Annotated in this window: 11 protein-coding genes; 5 read left to right on the top strand and 6 right to left on the bottom strand. The window is 70.7% G+C overall.

Annotation, left to right across the window (positions count from 1 at the left end):
• The first annotated feature begins 30 nt into the window (after positions 1-30).
• The 3 genes from CUT83_RS30030 (at position 31) to CUT83_RS05525 (ending at position 6,710) form a co-directional block, all read left to right on the top strand.
• Positions 31-5,802 carry a glycosyl hydrolase family 18 protein gene (locus CUT83_RS30030; protein ID WP_158238969.1) on the top strand — a complete coding sequence of 1,924 codons (5,772 nt, stop codon included), beginning with the start codon at positions 31-33 and terminating at the stop codon, positions 5,800-5,802.
• Between the two features lie 89 nt (positions 5,803-5,891).
• The gene (locus CUT83_RS05530) at positions 5,892-6,194 is read left to right on the top strand and encodes an NUDIX hydrolase (RefSeq protein WP_101254716.1); all 303 of its coding nucleotides are present in this window, start codon (positions 5,892-5,894) and stop codon (positions 6,192-6,194) included.
• Positions 6,195-6,281: 87 nt separating this feature from the next.
• A complete protein-coding gene (locus CUT83_RS05525; protein WP_101254715.1) occupies positions 6,282-6,710 on the top strand; it encodes an NUDIX hydrolase in 429 nt (142 codons plus the stop codon).
• Between the two features lie 25 nt (positions 6,711-6,735).
• On the opposite strand, the gene CUT83_RS05520 is transcribed toward CUT83_RS05525, so the two are convergent.
• The 5 genes from CUT83_RS05520 to CUT83_RS05500 all read right to left on the bottom strand — a co-directional run bounded on the left by CUT83_RS05520 (position 6,736) and on the right by CUT83_RS05500 (position 13,544).
• Positions 6,736-7,470 carry a leucine-rich repeat domain-containing protein gene (locus CUT83_RS05520; RefSeq protein WP_240957672.1) on the bottom strand — a complete coding sequence of 245 codons (735 nt, stop codon included), beginning with the start codon at positions 7,468-7,470 and terminating at the stop codon, positions 6,736-6,738.
• A 74-nt stretch (positions 7,471-7,544) separates the two neighbouring features.
• Positions 7,545-7,979, bottom strand: a complete 435-nt coding sequence (locus tag CUT83_RS05515; RefSeq protein WP_101254714.1) for a hypothetical protein — start codon at positions 7,977-7,979, stop codon at positions 7,545-7,547.
• Positions 7,976-10,099, bottom strand: coding sequence for an integrase (locus tag CUT83_RS05510; RefSeq protein WP_240957673.1), 2,124 nt, complete (start codon positions 10,097-10,099; stop codon positions 7,976-7,978). Before CUT83_RS05510 ends, CUT83_RS05515 begins: the two co-directional genes overlap by 4 nt.
• Positions 10,096-11,865 (bottom strand): site-specific integrase, encoded by a 1,770-nt coding sequence (locus tag CUT83_RS05505; protein ID WP_101254760.1) that lies wholly within the window; start codon positions 11,863-11,865, stop codon positions 10,096-10,098. Before CUT83_RS05505 ends, CUT83_RS05510 begins: the two co-directional genes overlap by 4 nt.
• An 80-nt stretch (positions 11,866-11,945) precedes the next feature.
• Positions 11,946-13,544, bottom strand: a complete 1,599-nt coding sequence (locus CUT83_RS05500) for a site-specific integrase (protein WP_240957674.1) — start codon at positions 13,542-13,544, stop codon at positions 11,946-11,948.
• A 101-nt stretch (positions 13,545-13,645) separates the two neighbouring features.
• On the opposite strand from CUT83_RS05500, the gene CUT83_RS05495 reads away from it, so the two are divergent.
• Both CUT83_RS05495 and CUT83_RS05490 read left to right on the top strand, forming a co-directional pair.
• The gene (locus CUT83_RS05495) at positions 13,646-13,921 is read left to right on the top strand and encodes an NUDIX hydrolase (RefSeq protein ID WP_240957675.1); all 276 of its coding nucleotides are present in this window, start codon (positions 13,646-13,648) and stop codon (positions 13,919-13,921) included.
• Positions 13,922-13,938: 17 nt separating this feature from the next.
• On the top strand, positions 13,939-14,160 hold the full coding sequence (locus CUT83_RS05490; RefSeq protein ID WP_101254712.1) for a hypothetical protein: 222 nt from the start codon (positions 13,939-13,941) through the stop codon (positions 14,158-14,160).
• A gap of 80 nt (positions 14,161-14,240) precedes the next feature.
• Here CUT83_RS05490 and CUT83_RS05485 read toward each other — a convergent pair whose 3' ends face one another.
• Positions 14,241-18,074, bottom strand: a complete 3,834-nt coding sequence (locus CUT83_RS05485; RefSeq protein ID WP_240957699.1) for an ABC transporter ATP-binding protein — start codon at positions 18,072-18,074, stop codon at positions 14,241-14,243.
• Positions 18,075-18,202: the final 128 nt, after the last annotated feature.

Here is an 18,202-nt window from a genome sequence, read left to right as displayed (position 1 = left end):
GCCCCGACAAGAGAAGAGAGATCGCCTTCCATGGGCAGACCCCCCACCGTCCGGCGCCGGACCCGGTCCCGGCCCTTACCCCTCCCCGCCCTGCTGGCCCTGGCCCTGCTGGCCGGACTGCTGGCGGCCCTGACGCCCGCGAGACCGGCCGCCGCCGTGGCGCCCGTGCCCACACGGGCCATCACCTTCAACATGCAGGGCGGCGGCCTCAAGTGGTCCTCACCGGTGCAGAACCTGATCGGCAAGGCCGATCTGGTGGCGCTCCAGGAGGCGCAGACCCCGCCCGGCACCACGGAGCTCACCGCCGCCAACCGGATCCACGACAACCTCGGCGACCTGGACACCACCCCGACCGGCCTGCCCAGCCTCAAGTACAGCCTGCACGAGCTGAGGTGGGGGCAGCCCCGGGCGAACCCGGACGTCGGCTACCTGTACTACCTGAAGGTGTACAACCTCCAGGACGCCGGGGAGCCGGTGGACCTGAACGGCAACTCCGGCAAGTCGCTGGCGGTCTGGAGCGCCGTCCGCCCGGACGACGCGATGGTCGTCCGGGCGGCCGACTCCCCCAGCGCCGCCACGCACTACCTGCGCTCGCGCCCGGCGCTCGGGCTGAAGTTCGGCGACACCTGGTTCTTCGACATCCACACGGAGTCCAGGCGGTCCGGTGACGCGCAGAACGGGCACGCCAGGGATCTGGTGAGCGCCGTGGCGGACAGCGTGCCCGCGGGCGAGCACTGGCGCATCCTGGGCGACTTCAACAGCGTGCCGAACACGTTCACCGACACGGCGGGCGGCCACGTCTACTACGCGAAGAAGAGCAACGGGGAGCCTGCCCCCACCCAGAAGTCGGGCTCCGCGCTGGACTTCATGGTGGCCGACGAGCAGATCGCCGACTACACCGTGCGACTGGGCTCGAACGGCGGCTCGGATCACTACCCGGCGCTCTTCGCCGACGGGGACGCGCTGATCTGCGGGATCTGGGAGTTCGTGACGGTCTACTTCCCGTCGAACCTCATGCTGCGGGACCTACAGCGGACCCCCGTGCCGCAGGCCCCCTCGTCACCGGCCGCCGGGAACAGCGTGGCCGACGAGGACGGCGCGGCGTGCGAGGGCTACGACTCGCGGCCGTCCGCCGTCGTCTCCATGGGCGACAGCTTCATCTCCGGCGAGGGAGGCCGCTGGGCGGGCAACGCCAACACCTCGGCGAGCGGCCATGTGTGGGGCACCGACCGGGCCGCCGTGAACTGCTCCACGGCCGACGACTGCGACCACGATCTGACCCGGGTCTACGGCGACACCTCCTACGCGGAGGGCGGCGACCGGTGCGACCGCTCGGACACCGCGCCGATCATGTCGGCCGAACTCGGCGTCTCCGAGGAGTACCGGTTCAACATCGCCTGCTCGGGGTCGGAGACCCGGCATGTCGTCGAGGAGGAGTTCAAGGGCCGCAAACCCCAGGTGGAACAGCTCGCGGAGATCGCCGAGGACCATCACGTCTCCCTGGTGGCGCTCTCCATCGGCGGCAACGACCTGAACTTCTCCGACCTGATCGCCGCCTGTGCGAAGTCGTACATGATCCCCGGCGGCACCCCGTGCAAGGACACCCAGGAGGAGGCGTTCGCGGCCGCCCTCGACGACGTGGAGCAGGAGGTCACCGACACCGTCCGGAAGATCCGCGAGACGCTGCGCGACGCCGGCCAGTCCGACGCCGGCTACCGCATCGTGCTGCAGTCCTACCCCAACCCGCTGCCGCGCGGCGCGGACTTCGAGTACCCGCAGGACCTGGTCGACTACAGCCGCTACCGCAACGGCGGCTGCCCCTTCCGGGACGTCGACGCGGACTGGGCGCACAGTTCCGTGGTGCCCCGGATCAGCGCGATGATCGGCCGGGCCGCCAAGGCGAGCGGCGCGGTCTTCCTCGACCTCCAGAACGCCTTCGCCGGCCATGAGCTGTGCGCGAGGACCGCCCGGCAGGCGACGGACTCCAACAGCCCGGACAACCGGCTGCCCGCCGCCGACGCCGAGTGGATCCGCTGGGTCCCCTACCTCCTGGACGGGACGAAGGACGTGCCCTGGGAGTCGCAGGGCGACCAGCAGGAGGCCATCCACCCCAACGCCTACGGCCAGCGGGCCATGGGCGCCTGCCTGAGCAAGGCGGCCAACCTGCTCAGCGACACCGACCAGACCTTCCGGTGCTCCGGCTCCGCCTCGCGCTCCCCGGACGACACCACCGTCTCCCCCGTCAAGACCCTGGTCGACGCCTCGGTGTGGACCGGCCGGTACGGCGACGACGACCAGGGCCATGTGTACGAGGACCACTACCTGTTCAAGGGGGGCAAGCACGCCCGCCTCGACCCCACCGTGAACCAGGACGGCTCCTCCGCCGCCTACAACGAGGCCGAGGGGCGGCTCCTCGGACAGGGCTCCCTGACCGAGGAGCTGGGCAGTCTGCAGGGCACCCCGTTCGAGAACGGCGTCGACACCGCCTTCTCGTCGTACTGCTGCGGCTTCCAGACGTACTTCCAGCTCATCCTGATCCGCGGGGACCAGTACGTCCGGGTCCAAAGACCGATCGGCAGCGCGCAGAACGAGGTGGTCAAGGGCCCGGGACCGATCGGGGACTTCTTCCACGTCCTGCGGGGCACCCCGTTCGAGGAGGGCATCGACGCCGCCGCCAACGACCACACCGGCGGCGGTGTGCTGATGTTCCGCGGTGACCTGGTGGGGCTGCTGAACATGACCCTGGAGCAGAACAACGACAGCTGGATCAAGGAGCCGGCCACCATCGCCACCGCGATGCCCGTCCTGGCGGGCACCGGCTTCGACCAGCACGTCGACAGCGCGATCACCCTGCAGGGAAGCCTGACCGTCCTCGTCTCGGGCGACCAGGCGGTGATGCTGAACGTGGACCGGTCCGACCTGTCCAGGACCACCGTCGTCAAGGGCCCCATGTCCCTCACCGAGATGTGGCCCTCCCTGCGGGAGCTGGACTGGCTCCAGGAGCGGCCGCCCCCGCTGGTGGTCCAGCGGCAGGCCCTGATGTCCGGGCCCCAGCCGCCGGAGGACCCCGAACCCGAGGGACCGGGACCGTGGTCCACGGAGGCCGCCGACCAGCCCAAATGCCGTCCCGACGGCATGACGCCCACCGAGGGGGTCAACACCCCGTACTGCCTGCTCTACGACGACAGGGGCCGGGAGCGGATGGGCGAGCGGCATCCGCGGCGGCTGGTCGGCTACTTCACCGGCTGGCGCACCGGGGGGAACGGCGAGCCGATGTACCTGCCCGGAAGCATCCCCTGGGGCCAGGTCACCCACGTCAACTACGCCTTCGCGCACATCGAGGACAACCGGGTCTCGGTCGGCGACACCTCCGACCCGGCCAACCCGGCCACCGGTATGACCTGGCCGGGCGTTCCCGGCGCCGAGATGGATCCCGACCTGCCGTACAAGGGCAACTTCAACCTGCTGAACAAGTACAAGAAGCAGCACCCGCGGGTGAGGACGCTGATCTCGGTCGGCGGCTGGGCCGAGACCGGCGGGCACTTCGACGCGGACGGCAACCGGATCGCCGACGGCGGCTTCTACACCCTGGCCACCAACGCCGACGGCAGCGTCAACCAGCCCGCCATCGACACCTTCGCCGACTCCGCCGTGGACTTCATCAGGACCTACGGCTTCGACGGCGTGGACATCGACTACGAGTACCCCACCGCCCTGGCGGACGCCGGCAACCCGGCCGACTGGCCCGTCGCCAACCCGCGCCGCAAGGGACTCAACGCCGGTTACACGGCGCTGATGAAGACGCTGCGCGAGAAGCTGGACCGGGCCTCGGCCGAGGACGACCGCTACTACCAGCTCACCGCCGCCGTGTCGGCGTCCGGGTACCTGCTGCGCGGCCAGGAGGACTTCCGCGCCCTGCAGTACCTGGACTTCGCCAACACCATGACGTACGACTTCCACGGCACGTGGAACTCCTACGTCGGCCCGCAGTCCCCGCTGTACGACGACGGGAAGGACGCCGAGCTGGCGGCGGCCGGGATCTACGACGAGGAGACGAACCCCGAGTACCAGAAGATGGGGTACTTCAACGCCGACTGGTCCTACCACTACCTGCGCGGCGCGCTGCAGTCCGGGCGCATCAACCTCGGCATCCCGTACTACACACGCGGCTGGAAGAACGTCACCGGCGGCGAGAACGGGCTGTGGGGCACGTCGGAGCTGACCGACCAGAGCCAGTGCCCCGACGGCACCGGCCCCAACGGCAGCACCACGGCCTGCGGCGCCGGCGCCACCGGCATCGACAACCTCTGGCACGACACCGACCGGGGCAAGGAGGTCGCGGCCGGGTCGAACCCGATGTGGCACGCCAAGAACCTGGAGAGGGGCATTCCGCCCTCCTACCGGGAGCAGTTCGGACTGAGCGCCTCCGACCCGGCCAACCAGGTCGGCGGCTACGAACGGCACTGGGACGACACCCTCAAGGCGTCCTGGCTGTGGAACGGGGACAAGAAGGTCTTCCTCTCCACCCAGGACGAGCAGGACATCGCGGCCAAGGCCGACTACATCGCCGACACCGGTGCGGGCGGCGCGATGGTCTGGGAGCTGGCCGGTGACTACAACTGCCCGCAGGACCGGGAGTGCGTCCCCGGCTACACCCTGACCAAGGCGCTGGACAACGCCCTGCGCGACGCCGGCCCCTACGGCAACACCCGCAACGGCGGGACCGAACTGCCCACCGAGGTGGTCGACGTGACCGCCGAACTGACCGACTACCCCACCGACACCGCGCAGATGTGGCCCCAGCAGCCCAAGCTGCGCATCACCAACAACACCGACACCACCCTGCCGGAGGGCACCGAGCTCTCCTTCGACATCCCCACCTCCACCCCGCCCCTGCTGAAGGACGAGGCGTGGCAGGAGATGGAGGACGCCGTCGAACCCGGCCACACCGGGCCCAGCGCCGGCGGCCTCGACGGGGACTTCCACCGGGTGACGCTCAGACTCGGCTACTGCGAGGACATCGCCCCGGGCGCCTCACGCGACATCGCGCTGAAGTACTACCTGCCGATCACCGGGCCCGCCAACTTCAAACTCGCCATCGGCGGAGAGGAGTACGGACTGGTCCAGGACCACCGCAAGGGCACCATCACCGTGGAACCCGACGCCTCCGGCGGCGGCACCGCGTGCAGGGCCGAGGCCTGGGACGCCTCGCGCACCTACAACCCGGCCTGGGCACCGTTCACCCTGTGGCAGACCGGCGAACAGTGGAAGATCGAGGACGTCAACAGCGGCAACCTCCTGGACCACCCGGCCGGCTGGGACCGGGCCCACCTCTACCCGTCGCGGGACAACGTCCACCAGCTGTGGAACATCGAACCGGACGGCGGCGACGGGGTGTTCCGCATCACCAACGACAGCAGCGGCGAGGAGCAGTGTCTGGGGGCCCAGAGGAAACTGGCGTCGCTGACCGTCCGCGACTGCGGCAGCGCCGGCGGCCAGCGGTGGCGGCTGCTGGACGCCGACGGCAACCCCGCCGACGCCCCGCAGCACGGCACCTCCTACACGCTGATCACCCACGACGACACCACCGGCCCGTCGTCCGACTTCGTCGCCGAGCCGCTCAACAGCGGCAACACCGCCGGTACGCACGCCGTCGCCGGTGACCCCGGCGGCATCACCCGCACCGTCGTCTCCCACGGCGGCTACTACTGGAAGGCCAAGTACTGGACCAAGGGCAACACGCCCGACGCGAGCGACCCGGACAATCCCTGGACCAGGCTCGGCCCGGTCCCGGCCGGCTGACGACACCCGCACCACCCGCGCCACCCGCGCCGACGGCCCGCCCTCTGTCCGGTACCGCGGCCGCCGCCCGCGGACATACGCTCGCCGCCATGACGAACGCCACGCCGAACACCGCACCGAACTCCGCACCGAACTCCGCACCGAACACCGCGACGAACGCCGAGGCGAGCACCGAGGCGAGCACCGCGACGGACTCCATGGCGAACGGGCAGGCCCCGCTGGCCCGCGGTCCGCTGGGGATGGAACTGCTGGACTTCCACCGGGAGCCGGAGGACGCGGTCTTCGACGACGCGCGCGTGGGCTACGCCCTGGTGGCCCTGTGGCACCGGGGGCGGCTGCTGATGGTGCGGGTGCGCGGGCGCGACTGCTGGGAGCTGCCGGGCGTTCATTAGGCAAGTCGGTTGTCGGGACGGGGTTTGTCGGCGGAGTGTCGGCCAAGCTCGCCGGTTCACTCCGCCTCGGTAGGGTCTCTCTCGGCCATGTTCGGACCGAGAGAACTGAGGGTGCTGCCAGTGCTGATCGACACGGTCGCCTGGGTGAGGATCGAGGACGGTCGGATCCTGTGCGCCCGTCCGCGAGGCAAGGACGTCTTCTACATCCCTGGCGGCAAGCGTGAGGGCGTGGAGAGCGACCTGGAGACCCTGGTGCGTGAGATCAAGGAAGAGCTGACGGTCCTGCTCGACCCGGGGACCGTCAACCATGTGGGCACGTACGAGGCGGAGACACCCGGCTCACCGGAGGGTGTGGTGGTGCGCATGGCCTGCTACTCGGGCGACTACCGGGGCGAGCTGGCCCCGAGCAGCGAGATCGAGGAAGTGGCTTGGTTCTCGTATGCGGACCGGGCGGACGTACCCCCTGTTGACCAGGCGCTCTTCGATGACCTGAAGTCCCGTGGCGACTTGGCGTGAGCGTTGGTCGGCAGGCGAAACGTGTTCATACCAGGACCACGCACCCCCGATTCTCCAGCTCGGTCAGGAACGGCTGAGGGAGATCGATCTCGTTCCAGCGCAGATCCAGTTTCTCCAAGGAGGGCATCTGGGTCAGCCAGTCCGGCAGACGGCTGATTCGGTTGCTCCGAAGGTCGATCTGGCGGAGGAGGGGGAGGCCGGCCAGTGTCTGGGGCAGCTCGGAGAGCCTGTTCTCGCGAAGGTCCAGGTGCCGCAGTTCGCGGAGTTCGCCGACGGATGACGGCAGGCACTCGATGGAGTTTCCGCGGAGCCAGAGCTCGCGCAGGTTGCCGAGTTCAGCGATCGAGGCGGGCAGCGTGCGCAGCCGGTTGTGCTGTGCTCGCAGCTCGATGAGTTCTGCCATTCCGCCGATGGCGTCAGGCAGCGCGGTCAGCTGGTTCTCGCCGATGTTGAGGTAGCGCAGCCGTGTCAGCCGTCCCAGCGTCTGCGGCAACTGTGTCAAACGGTTGTCGTGCAGGTAGAGGCAGTCGCAGAGCCCGGACAGGTCACCGAGCTCGTCAGGCACCGAGGTGAGCGCGTTGTGGCCCAGATCCAGGGTCCTCAGCTTATGCAGTCTTCCGATCTCCGGTGACAGCGAGGTGATCCCTGTCTCCGCGAGGATCAGCACGCTGAGCTCGGTTCGCAGCCAGACCGACTCGTCCACCTCGTCGAGCGTCTGACGCCACAGATTCAACATGTAGCTCATGCCGATGCCCTCCATATCGGTAAGCCTGGCCTTGACGGAGGACTGGAATCATGTGGGCCCTCCGACGAACTGGGGAGCGGGGCCGGCGCTCACCCGTTACGGCCCATCCGTCGCCGGGGCGGCAGGGCGGTGACGCGGGCCGCACCAGCATTTTCCCGCATGGCATTGAGTTCCAGGTCAAGTTCGGCGACGAGGCGGCGTAGAGCCGCAGTGATCTGGCGTTCCTTCGCCAGGGCGGCTGCTGTGTCCGACAGCTTCTGCTTCAGCTCGGCGTTTTCGTCAGCCAGTGACTGTGAGATCGCAGGCGTTCGCTGTTGGGCTCGTACGCGGGCCTGGAACTCCTCGGCAAGGTCCTTGTGGTCGCCGTAGACGACGTCTCGGCGCAGGCCGGACTCACGAAGTAGCTCGGTGACGGTGAGACGACAGGTCTCCGAGTGCAGGGGGGTGCCTTTCAGAAGGCGGTCGGCCGCGGCTCGGAGCGCGGAGCGTTCGGCGCTGAGGTCGCGGGGGCGGCGGGTGGTCATGCCGGGGCTCCTTCGGTGCGGTTCTGCTCGTGATGGTGGATGAGCGAGGTGATGCGTTCGGCCTGTGCCGCGGCCCTGTCGCGCAAAGGCTGGGGCGCCAGCGGGTCGGACGCTGCCGCTTCCCAGTCGCGGAGGGCCTGCTTGCGGTGGGCGATGTCCCGGTCGGTGAACGCGAGATTGGTGCAGCTGGACCGGCACTCGCTCTCGTCCGGGCCAGTCGGCTCGGGCAGGCCCTGGGCGAGGCGGGCGGCGCGGCAGGCGGCTGTTTCGGGGCGCCAGACGCAGGTCATGCCCTCTCCGTGGTGCACCTGGGGGTCCGTGCCGGCCAAGAGCCGCGCGGCGCTGCGGGGGCTGATGACCGTACGGCCCGGGAAGTCGGCCGAGCCGGTGACCCGACGGCGGTATTCCTCGGCGGAGGGCCCGCTGACGTGCTCGCCTGCCGCGAGCCGCTGGGCGTCGTCGCTGATCTGCTCCAGGACGAGTTCGAGCTTCTCGACCGCGATGTCCTGAAGCCAGTCGGTGTCCGGCGCGCCCGCGTAGTTGAGCGTCACCTTGGTGTCCACATGACCGTACTGGAGGGCTGCAGCGATCAGGCCGCGCGGGCGGCGGACGATGAAGCGGGCCAGGGTGCGCCTGAAGCGGCTGGAGTTGAGATTCCCTGCCGGGTCTGCAGGAATCGGATCGGTTCCGTCGGCGCGGCGAAAGGTCTCGTTCACCCAGCTCGCGAAGTCGGTGATGGCGCGGTTGATCGAGTCGCAGGTGCGTGCCCGGGCGTCCGAGGCGCGACGGGTGCCGTTGTGGAGCTGGGCGGGAAACAGGTAGGGCTTGTCGTGCAGGGATTCGAGCAGAGCGATGGCGTCGTGTACGGGGGCGACCACGACCCAGGGGCGCAGGGGTTCGGCTGCCTCCGGCGCGTCGGGGGAGCGGTCGTAGCCCTTGCCCCGTCGACCGTTGACGAGGAGTTGCCCGGTCGCCTCGTCCGTGCTCCGGCAGCCGCGGCGCAGGGAGAGCGCTTCCCCGGGCCTCATGCCGGACAGGTAGCACACCACGATGAACAGGGCGCCGCTCAGGAGCCGACACAACCTGGGAAGTTCGTGGACGGCGAGGGGAGTGTCCCGCCAGGGACGTCCCTGGATCCGACCGGTGATCGTACCCACGAAACTGTCGGACGCGACGGGCAGCTGCTGTTCTGAGATCAGGCGCTGCTGTGCGGTGCTCAGACCTCCCTCGCAGGGCAACCCGACGAGGCGCTGGACATGGTTGTAGTTGACCTGGTGAGGGCTTGATCCAGGGAGCCCGGGAAGGGGCGTTCCCGTGCGGCGGCAGTGGTCCACATACGCGATCAGGCGATCACCCACGGGGCCGGAGTAAGCCGCCTGAGAAGGATGCTCGCCCAGTCTCAGCTCGGTGTACTCGCGCCACGCGGCGCAGATGTCCGGACCGATCTGCTCGACCATCAGCAGAGCCCAGGCCAGGAGTGGCTCCATCGTTTCGTCCTGGATGCGGGGTCTCTTGTTCTCCCCCTTCGCGGCCCTCAGACCGACAAGGGCATTGGCGGTCAGGTCCTTCCAGGGGTACTCGGTGTTCAGGCGGCAGGGTTCGGGCACCAGGTCGCGGAAGAGCCACAGGGTGCGTACCGCGCACACGGCGTCCGCCTTGCGCGCGGGCGACTTGGCGAGGCGCAGCACGTGGCTGAGGTACTCGGCGAGGTCCTGCTCGGTCACGTCGGCGATACGGGCGAGTGAGCGCTCCGACATCCAGTGGGCGAACAGCTGGAGGTCTGCGGCGAGGACGGGGAGCGAGCCGATTCCGATCAGCGCGGCCGCTGACTGTCGGCCGCCGGGCTCGACCGGCTGGGGATGGTCAAGGGCAGCCAGGAGTACTGCACGGAACTGGCGTCGCAGTGGCTCCGGAAACGGAAGGAAGCTGATGTTGCCGACCTTGGTGTGCGGGTCGGGATGAGCAGGACGGATGTGCCAGATGTCGTCGCCGAAGCGGGAAAGGCCGGCGGTGTCCGTGCCGAGCCGGACGGGCCGGTTGCGAAGAACGGCCGCATGGTCGGCCGGCCAGGGCGCCGATACGGCCGCAGGGATAGGGGAGGAGTGCGCGAGGATGGTCATCGCAGGTCGGTCCGTCCACTCAGGAGCGTGTCGATCAGAGTCGCGTGCCGGGCTGTGACGGCGGCGCGCGCGGCAGTCTGCTCGGCGGCGCTGTAGTGGCCTAGGATGCTCCGCAGCCTCGCCAGGGGCAGCGCGTACCGGGCCTGCCAGGTCTGGGGATCGAGGTTCGGTCGGAGCGCCGCCAGCCGGTCGTGCAACGCGATCTGTACGGGCAATTGGTGCGGCAGGGCACGGGCGTTGGCGCAGCTCAGGCAGCCGTTCAGGAACGAGGCAGGGCAGGCCTCGCCGACTGGGGCATGAGGGCTCTCTCGATGGTCTCGGCAGGCGACAACGCCGGTGTCCCGTTCCCCGGAGGCCATGCTTTTCAGCACCTCCGGAGCGAGCCCGGCCTCGGTGGCCGCCGCGTCCGGATCCTGGGTGGCGAGCGAGAGCAGCCGAGGGGAGAGCACAGCGACCTCAGCCGCGGTGCGGGCCTTCGCCACCTGCTCCTCCAGCGCCTCGGCCACCACCTTCCGGCTCTGCTCGCGCACCGTCTCGCCGCGCCGGAGGTAGTGGTCCCGCAGAGTGTTCCGGCTGTGCGACACCGGGCGGCGCTGGATCTCCAGTGCCGTCTGACGGATGCGGCGTACGTCGATTCCCGGTAGTCCGTTCTCGCCGTCGCGGGTGACCGGCGGGAAGCCTCGGGACCTGGCCCACCGCTCGATCCGGATCTCGTCCGACCAGCAGGAGCCCTGTCCGCCCCGGTCGCTGGCGCGACGGTTGATGAACGCCCCGGTGCTGCCCGTGATCCACCGGGCGGGAGCGGTCAGTTCGAGCAACAGGGCATACAGCCGCAACGGGGAGTGGAACAGCGTCTCGTCACCGGATGCCTGCTCAAGGACGGAGCTGAGGGACGCGGGGAGGTCCTCGACGGCGGCCACCCGGTGTTCCCGTTCAGGGCCACGGCGAGGTTTGCGCTGTTCCACCAGGGCCACGGACGAGGCTCCTGTCCCACCGTCCGTCCGGCGGTGCACGGCGGGCCATTTCGCCACCGTGCCGAGGTTCTCGGCGGTCAGCGCGGCCAGAAGCAGGGCGAAGGCGCCGGCCTCCTGCTGGGACAACGACAGCATGCGCATCACCGACACCACACCGCCGTGCCGTTTGACCTCGGCGGTTCCCTCTCCGTCACGAGCGCGTGGCAGATCACCGCTCGTCGCGAAGCTGTCCAGCAGACCGCCGAGTTCGGCCTCAGCGCTGCCCACTTCCAGTTCGCCCGCGCGGAACTGTTCCAGGAGCCGCATACCGCCCCGGATCCGGTCCCGGCACAGCCGGACATCCCGCCGCAGCGCGGTCATGATCTTCTGCCATTCGGCCTCGGAGTACGCCGTGATCTGCACGGAAGCCTGCTTCACGGGCAACCGTGTCTGGAACAGCTCACGCCGCGCCGGTTCCGGGAGCTCCGTGCAGCCGCGCAGTGCGATCCGCAGGCGGGTCACGCAGGTCCGACGGGTCTGCGGATCCTCGTAGCGGGACGCGAAGGCCCGGATGTGCTCGGCCGTGATGTCCGACGGGTACGCCGGCGACGGTTCGCACTCCGCAAGGGACCGAGCGAAGTCCCGAACGACCTGGTAGCCGGTGCGAAAGGACTTCGCGCGCTTCACTCCGCTGCGGGCACCCGCGCGCTCGGCCAGCCGCCGGACCAGCCAGTCCCGTACCGGCTCCGACACCGGCAGGTCGGAACAGTCGAACCGGACGGTCCGCCCGGTGCTCTCCTCGTGAAACAGCACCACCGCACCCGACACCCCGCCGGGCAGTCGCTCGGGCGGAGCCCAGCCGGACGGCGGAAGCGCCGCCCTGCGCCCGCCCCTCACCGTGGCGCCCCAGCCGCGATGACCGGCCCCACGACCGAGCCGCCGTGACGCGCGAAGATCCGCACCAGCGTGTCCACTCCCGACCGCTCGTCGTCGTCCAGGAGCGCCATCAGGTACGAGACCTGAAGGCCGGTGAAGGGCTCCAGGTAGTACTCCCGGGTGGTGTCGGGATGCCGGTGCCCGAGCAGCACGGCCAGCTGCAACCAGATGTCGCCGAGCTGGTCGCGGAAGTCCTCGATCTCGTCGGGGGAGAAGCCCTCCAGGCGGCGCTCCTCCAGGAGCGAGAGGATCGAGAACCACTTCAGGGCGAAGGAATGGCGGCACATGTGGGGTGTCATCCACAAAGGACACTCGCGCCGCACCTGCTCCCGCTGCTCCTCGCCCAGCCGGCCGCCGGGATCGGTCCTGCGCAGCCACGCCTCGGCCACTCGCCGGTTCGCGGCATCGAAGGTGTCCTCCCAACTGTGCGGCTTCTTCGGCAGGCCGTTGACCGACAGCCACACCCACAGCGGCTCCAGGCCCCGCGGCGTCCGCCGGAACAACAGGCGGCGTTCGTCCGGCGCGAGCTCGTCCAAGGCCACCGCTTCCGGACCGTCCGCAGCGGCCACGCGCAGCGTGCGGGCGCGGGGATCGTGGCCGGTGACGATGCGTACGCCGGTGAGCCGGTCGTACCGTCTCTCCCGCTGCGCCCTGCTGATCACCTCGGCCCGGGAACCCTCCAGCGGGTCCAGATATCCCTCGACCGACCGCAGCACCTGCCGAGGAATCCAGTACGTCCGGCCCTCGCGCCCGCCCTTGACGCACTTGGCCGCGAGCCACGCCGTCCCCATCCGCTCGCCGCCCGATCCGGGAAGCTCGACATCGAGGACGCTCGCCCACTCGCGCAGCCGCAGCCCGGTCCCGTAAAGACCGTCGACGAAGGCGGTGTCCCGGTCCTCGTTGAATCCACCGGTCTGCCGCCCCGCGCGTCGCAGCCCGTCGAACCCGTATCCGCGCAACCCGATGTCACGCCACTGTTCCAATGCGTCTCGGAGCAGCCACTTCACTTGGCGACTGGTTGAACCGGCCGGACGCAGTGGATCACGGCGCCCTCGGCTGTACGCCTGCCGTGTTGCTGCCTCGTCGTCGGTGCGTACGGTCGTGACCGGATTCGTGATGCCGAACCTGGAGCTTGCCCAGCCGTAGAAGCTGTTGAGTCCGGCCCGGTCGGTGTCGAAGGATGCCGGCCGTACCCGCTCCGAGTTCCGGCCGTCGGTGATGCGCCAGTCCTTGAACGCCTCGACGTCCCGGACCGTGGCCCTGTCCCAGGAAGTGCCGATGGCGTCCAGGAAGTCCAGCCACACCACGAGCGTGTACGCGTAGCGCCGCCAGGTTCCGGGCTGGGACGTCGCCATGCGGCCCTCTCGGAAGAAGAGGTTGATCCGGGAGTCGGGACGGCCCGACGGCGACAGGATGACGGGGGAGCCGTGCCGGGCTCCGTTACGGGCGGCGCGGGCGTGCAGGTCTCCGAAGTCGGAGAGACCCATGGCTTCCGTGTCGGGAGGCGGGGAGTGGAAGTCATAGAAGTCGACGGTCCAGTGTTCCAGGACGTTCACGTGCGCGGCTCCGGAATAGAAGAGTAACGAAGCGACAACCGAGAGTAGCCTAGAGAACGGGCGGCAAGATCGAGACCGGGGAGACGCCCCGGCAGGCGGCGGTGCGCGAACTGCGCGAGGAGACCGGCCAGGAGGTGACCCCGGAGCGGCTGCGGTTCGCCGGTTTCGCCCGCACCGTGCTCGGGGCCGGGCACGGTGCGGGCACCGAGCGCCGGATGATGTACGGCGCCCTGTTCACCGCCGAGGCGGACGCACAGGCGCCGTTCACCCCCTGCGAGGAGATCGCCGCCGTCCACTGGAGGGAGGGTTCCGAGCCGCTGGAGGGCGGGGTGGTGCAGACGGTGGACGAATATCTGGCTGCGCTCTGCCGCCCCTGACCCGTACGGTCGGCCCCATGCCCGCACCCAGAGGTTTCTCCTGTGACGTGTACGGCGACGGCACGGTGACCGTCGCCCACCACGGCCGCCCGGTCACCACTCTGCGCGGTGAGCGCGCCCGGCGCTTCCTGGTGGAGGCGGAATCGGACGATCCGCAACTGGTGATGGCCCGCTGGACGGGGAACTACCGGCGCGGCAACGAGCGCACGGCCCGCGACCACCCGCGCAACCGCCGCTGAGCGCGCCCCCGCGCCGGAGACTCCGGCAGGGGCGTGCTCAGCGGCGGTGGAGCGCTCGGCGGCGCGCTCACACCCCGCGCTCACACCCCCGCGCCCGCGGGCACGCCCGCGTAGGTGCGCCACAGCTCCGCGTACCGCCCGCCGCGCTCCAGCAGCTCCGCGTGGGTGCCGTCCTCCACCACCCGGCCGTGGTCCAGGACCACCACCCGGTCCGCGCGGGCGGCCGTGGTGAGGCGGTGGGCGACGACCAGGGTGGTGCGGCGGCCCGCCAGGCGGTCGGTGGCCTGGTTGACCAGCGCCTCGGTGGCCAGGTCCAGGGCCGCGGTGGCCTCGTCCAGCAGCAGGATGTCCGGGCCCACCAGCTCCGCGCGGGCCAGGGCGATCAGCTGCCGCTGCCCGGCCGAGAGGTTGCGCCCCTTCTCGGCGACCGGGTGCAGATAGCCGCCGGAGAGCGTGGCGATCATGTCGTGCGCGCCGACCGCCCGCGCGGCGGCCTCCACCTCGGCGTCGGTGGCCTCGGGACGGCCGTAGGCGATGGCGTCGCGCACCGTGCCGGGGAAGAGGAACGACTCCTGCGGCACCACCCCGAGCCGGTGGCGGTAGCCGGCCAGGTCCAGTTCGCGCAGGTCGACTCCGTCCACCCGGACGGTGCCCGAGGTCGGGTCGTAGAACCGGGCGACCAGCTTGACCAGCGTGGACTTGCCCGCTCCCGTCTCGCCGACGAAGGCGACCGTCTGCCCGGCGGGGATCCTCAGGTCGATGCCGGACAGCGCGTTCTCGCCGCCCTCCCCGGTCCCGCTCGCGTCCCCGTTCCCGTCGCTGCCGTCGCTGCCGGCGCTGCCGGCGTTGTACCGGAAGGCGACGTCCTCGAAGACGATCTCGCCGCGCAGCGGGCCCACCTCGCGCGGCCTGTCCGGCAGCGGCGTCGTCGTCCGCTCGCGCAGCAGCTCCTGGACGCGGCCCAGGGAGACGACCGCCTGCTGGTAGCCGTCGAAGACCTGCGAGAGCTGCTGCACGGGGGCGAAGAACAGCTCGATGTAGAGCAGGTAGGCCACCAGCGCGCCCGCCGTCAGCGTGCCGTCGCCCACCCGGTTCGCCCCGACGATCAGCACGGCGGCGGTCGCCAGGGAGGCGAGGAACTGGATGAAGGGGAAGTACACCGAGATCAGCCACTGGCCGCGCACCCGCGCCTGACGGTAGCCGTCGCTGAGTTCGGCGAAGCGGCGCGCGTCGCGCTCCTCGCGGCGGAACGCCTGCACGATCCGCAGACCGGCGACACCCTCCTGGAGGGCGGCGTTGACTCCGCTGACGCGCTCGCGCGCCAGCTCGTAGGCCTTGATGCTCTGGCGGCGGAAGAAGACCGTGCCGATCACCAGCGGCGGCAGGGTCGCCAGGACCACCAGCGCCAGCCCCGCGTCGATGACGACGAGGGCGACCATGATGCCGAAGAAGGTCAGCACCGCGACGATCGCCTGGACCAGCCCGGTCTGGAGGAAGGTCGTCAGGGCGTCCACGTCGGTGGTCATTCGGGTCATGATCTTCCCGGTCAGCTCGCGCTCGTAGTAGTCGAGCCCGAGGCGCTGGAGCTGGGCGAAGATCTTGACGCGGAGGGTGTAGAGGATCCGTTCGCCGGTGCGGCCGATGGCCCGGGTCTCACCGGTCTGCGCGGCCCACTGCACCAGGACGACGACCAGCGCCAGCGCGGAGGCGGCCCAGACCGCCCCGAGCGCCGCCCGCTGGACGCCCTCGTCGATGCCGTGCCGCACCAGGACCGGCAGCAGCAGTCCGGCGACCGCGTCGATCACGACCAGCAGCAGGCTCAGCAGCAGCGGTCCGCGGAAGCCGCGCAGCAGGTGCCGCAGCCCGTAGGCGGACTCGGCGGACTCGGCGCGCTCCTCGTCGATGCCGGGGGTGTCGTCGGCCGGGGGCAGGGCGGCGACCTTGTCGAGCATCTCGGGGGTGGCCGGGACCCCGGCCAGGGCTCCCGCGAAGCCCGGCCCGCCGGTGGCGGGGGCGGGCGCGCCGGGGGTGGTGGCGGAGGTGTCCTCCGGGTCCCCCTCCCTGATCCACAGGTCGGGGGTGACGCCGTCGACCCGGCCGTCGGACCCGCCGTCCCGCGCCACATCCCCGGACGCCTCACCGGACGCCTCACCGGACGCCTTCCGGGCCGCGGCGGCCTGCCCGGCCGGGTCGCGTTCGACGCCGCCCAGCTCGTCGGGGTCGCTGAGCAGCCTGCGGTACAGCTCGCAGCGCTCCTGGAGCTCGGCGTCGGTGCCGGCGTCCACCAGCCGCCCGCCGTCGAGCACGGCGATGCGGTCGGCCAGGGAGAGGGTGGAGCGGCGGTGGGCGATCAGCAGGGTGGTGCGGCCGGCCATCACCCCGCGCAGCGCCTCGTGGATCTCGTGCTCCACCCGGGCGTCCACGGCGGAGGTCGCGTCGTCCAGCACCAGCAGCCTGGGGTCGGACAGGATGGCGCGGGCCAGGGCGATGCGCTGGCGCTGACCGCCGGAGAGGGTCAGTCCCTGCTCGCCGACGGCTGTGTCGTAGCCGTCGGGCAGATCGGAGACGAAGCCGTCGGCCTGGGCGGCGCGCGCGGCGGCCCGTACCTGCTCGTCGGTGGCGTCGGGGTGGCCGTAGGCGATGTTGGCGCGGACGGTGTCGGAGAACAGGAAGCTGTGCTCGGGCACCAGGCCGATGGCCTCGCGCAGCGAGGCGGAGGTCAGCTCGCGCACGTCGTGGCCGCCGACCCGCACCGCGCCCGAGGTCACGTCGTAGAAGCGCGGCAGCAGCAGCGAGACGGTGGACTTGCCGCTGCCGGAGGTGCCGACGACGGCGACGGTCTCGCCGGGCCGGATGCTCAGCGAGAAGTCCTCCAGCACCGGCCGGGCGTCGGGGCCGGTGTCGTAGGCGAAGCCGACGCGGTCGAACTCGACGGTGGCCGGGGCGTCGGCGGGCAGCTCGCGGGCGTCCTCGCTCTCGCGGATGGCCGGCTCGGTGTCGATCAGCTCCAGGACGCGCTCGACGCCCGCCCGCGCCTGCTGGCCGACCGTCAGCATCATGGTCAGCATCCGCACCGGCCCGACGAGCTGGGCGAGGTAGGTGGAGAAGGCGACGAAGGTGCCCAGGGTGATCTGGCCGCGGGTGGCCATCCAGCCGCCGAAGGCGAGCATCGCGACCTGGCCGAGGGCGGGTACGGCCTGCAGCGCGGGGGTGTAGCGCGCGTTCAGCTTCACCGTGCGCAGCCGGGCGGCGAACAGCTCGCGGCCGGCCGAGCGCAGCTTGCCGGTCTCCTGCTCCTCCTGGCCGAAGCCCTTGACCACGCGCACACCGCCGACGGCCCCGTCCACCACGCCCGCCACCGCGCCGGCCTGGGCCTGGGCGTACCAGCTCGCGGGGAACAGCCGGTCGCGGCTGCGCCGGGCGATGAACGTCAGGGCGGGCGCTACGGCCAGCGCCACCAGCGTCAGCAGCGGCGAGAGCGAGACCATCACGACCAGCGAGATGACGAAGAGCAGGATGTTGCCGATCATCATCGGCGTCATGAACAGCAGGCCCTGGATGAGCTGAAGGTCGCTGGTGCCGCGCCCGACAACCTGGCCGGTGGACAGCTCGTCCTGCCGCCGCCCGTCGAGGCGGGCGATGGAGTCGTACATCTCGGTGCGCAGGTCGTGCTGGACGTCGAGCGCGAGTCTGCCGCCGTAGTAGCGGCGCACGTACGTCAGCCCGTACACCGCCACCGCGGCGGCGACCAGCAGCCCGATCCACAGGCCGAGCCCGCCCCCGCCGCCTATGACGATGTCGTCGATGACCACCTTGGTGACCAGGGGGACGAGCGCCATCACGGCCATACCGGCGAGCGAGGCGCCCAGCGACAGCAGCACGTTGCGGCGGTAGCGCCAGCAGTACGCGGTCAGCCGCCGTGCCCAGCCCGGCCGCCGCGCGTCCTCGGCCTCCCCCGCGTCTCCGGCTTTCCCGGTCTCCCCGGTCTCCCCCGCCTGCGTACCCGCCACTTCCGGTTACCTCCCGCTGGCCGTGCGTCGCC

The organism is Streptomyces barkulensis, assembly GCF_002843305.1.
Lineage (GTDB): Bacteria > Actinomycetota > Actinomycetes > Streptomycetales > Streptomycetaceae > Streptomyces > Streptomyces barkulensis.
The sequence above is the reverse complement of the archived record's forward strand: the minus strand, read 5'-3'. Positions and strand labels throughout refer to the sequence as shown.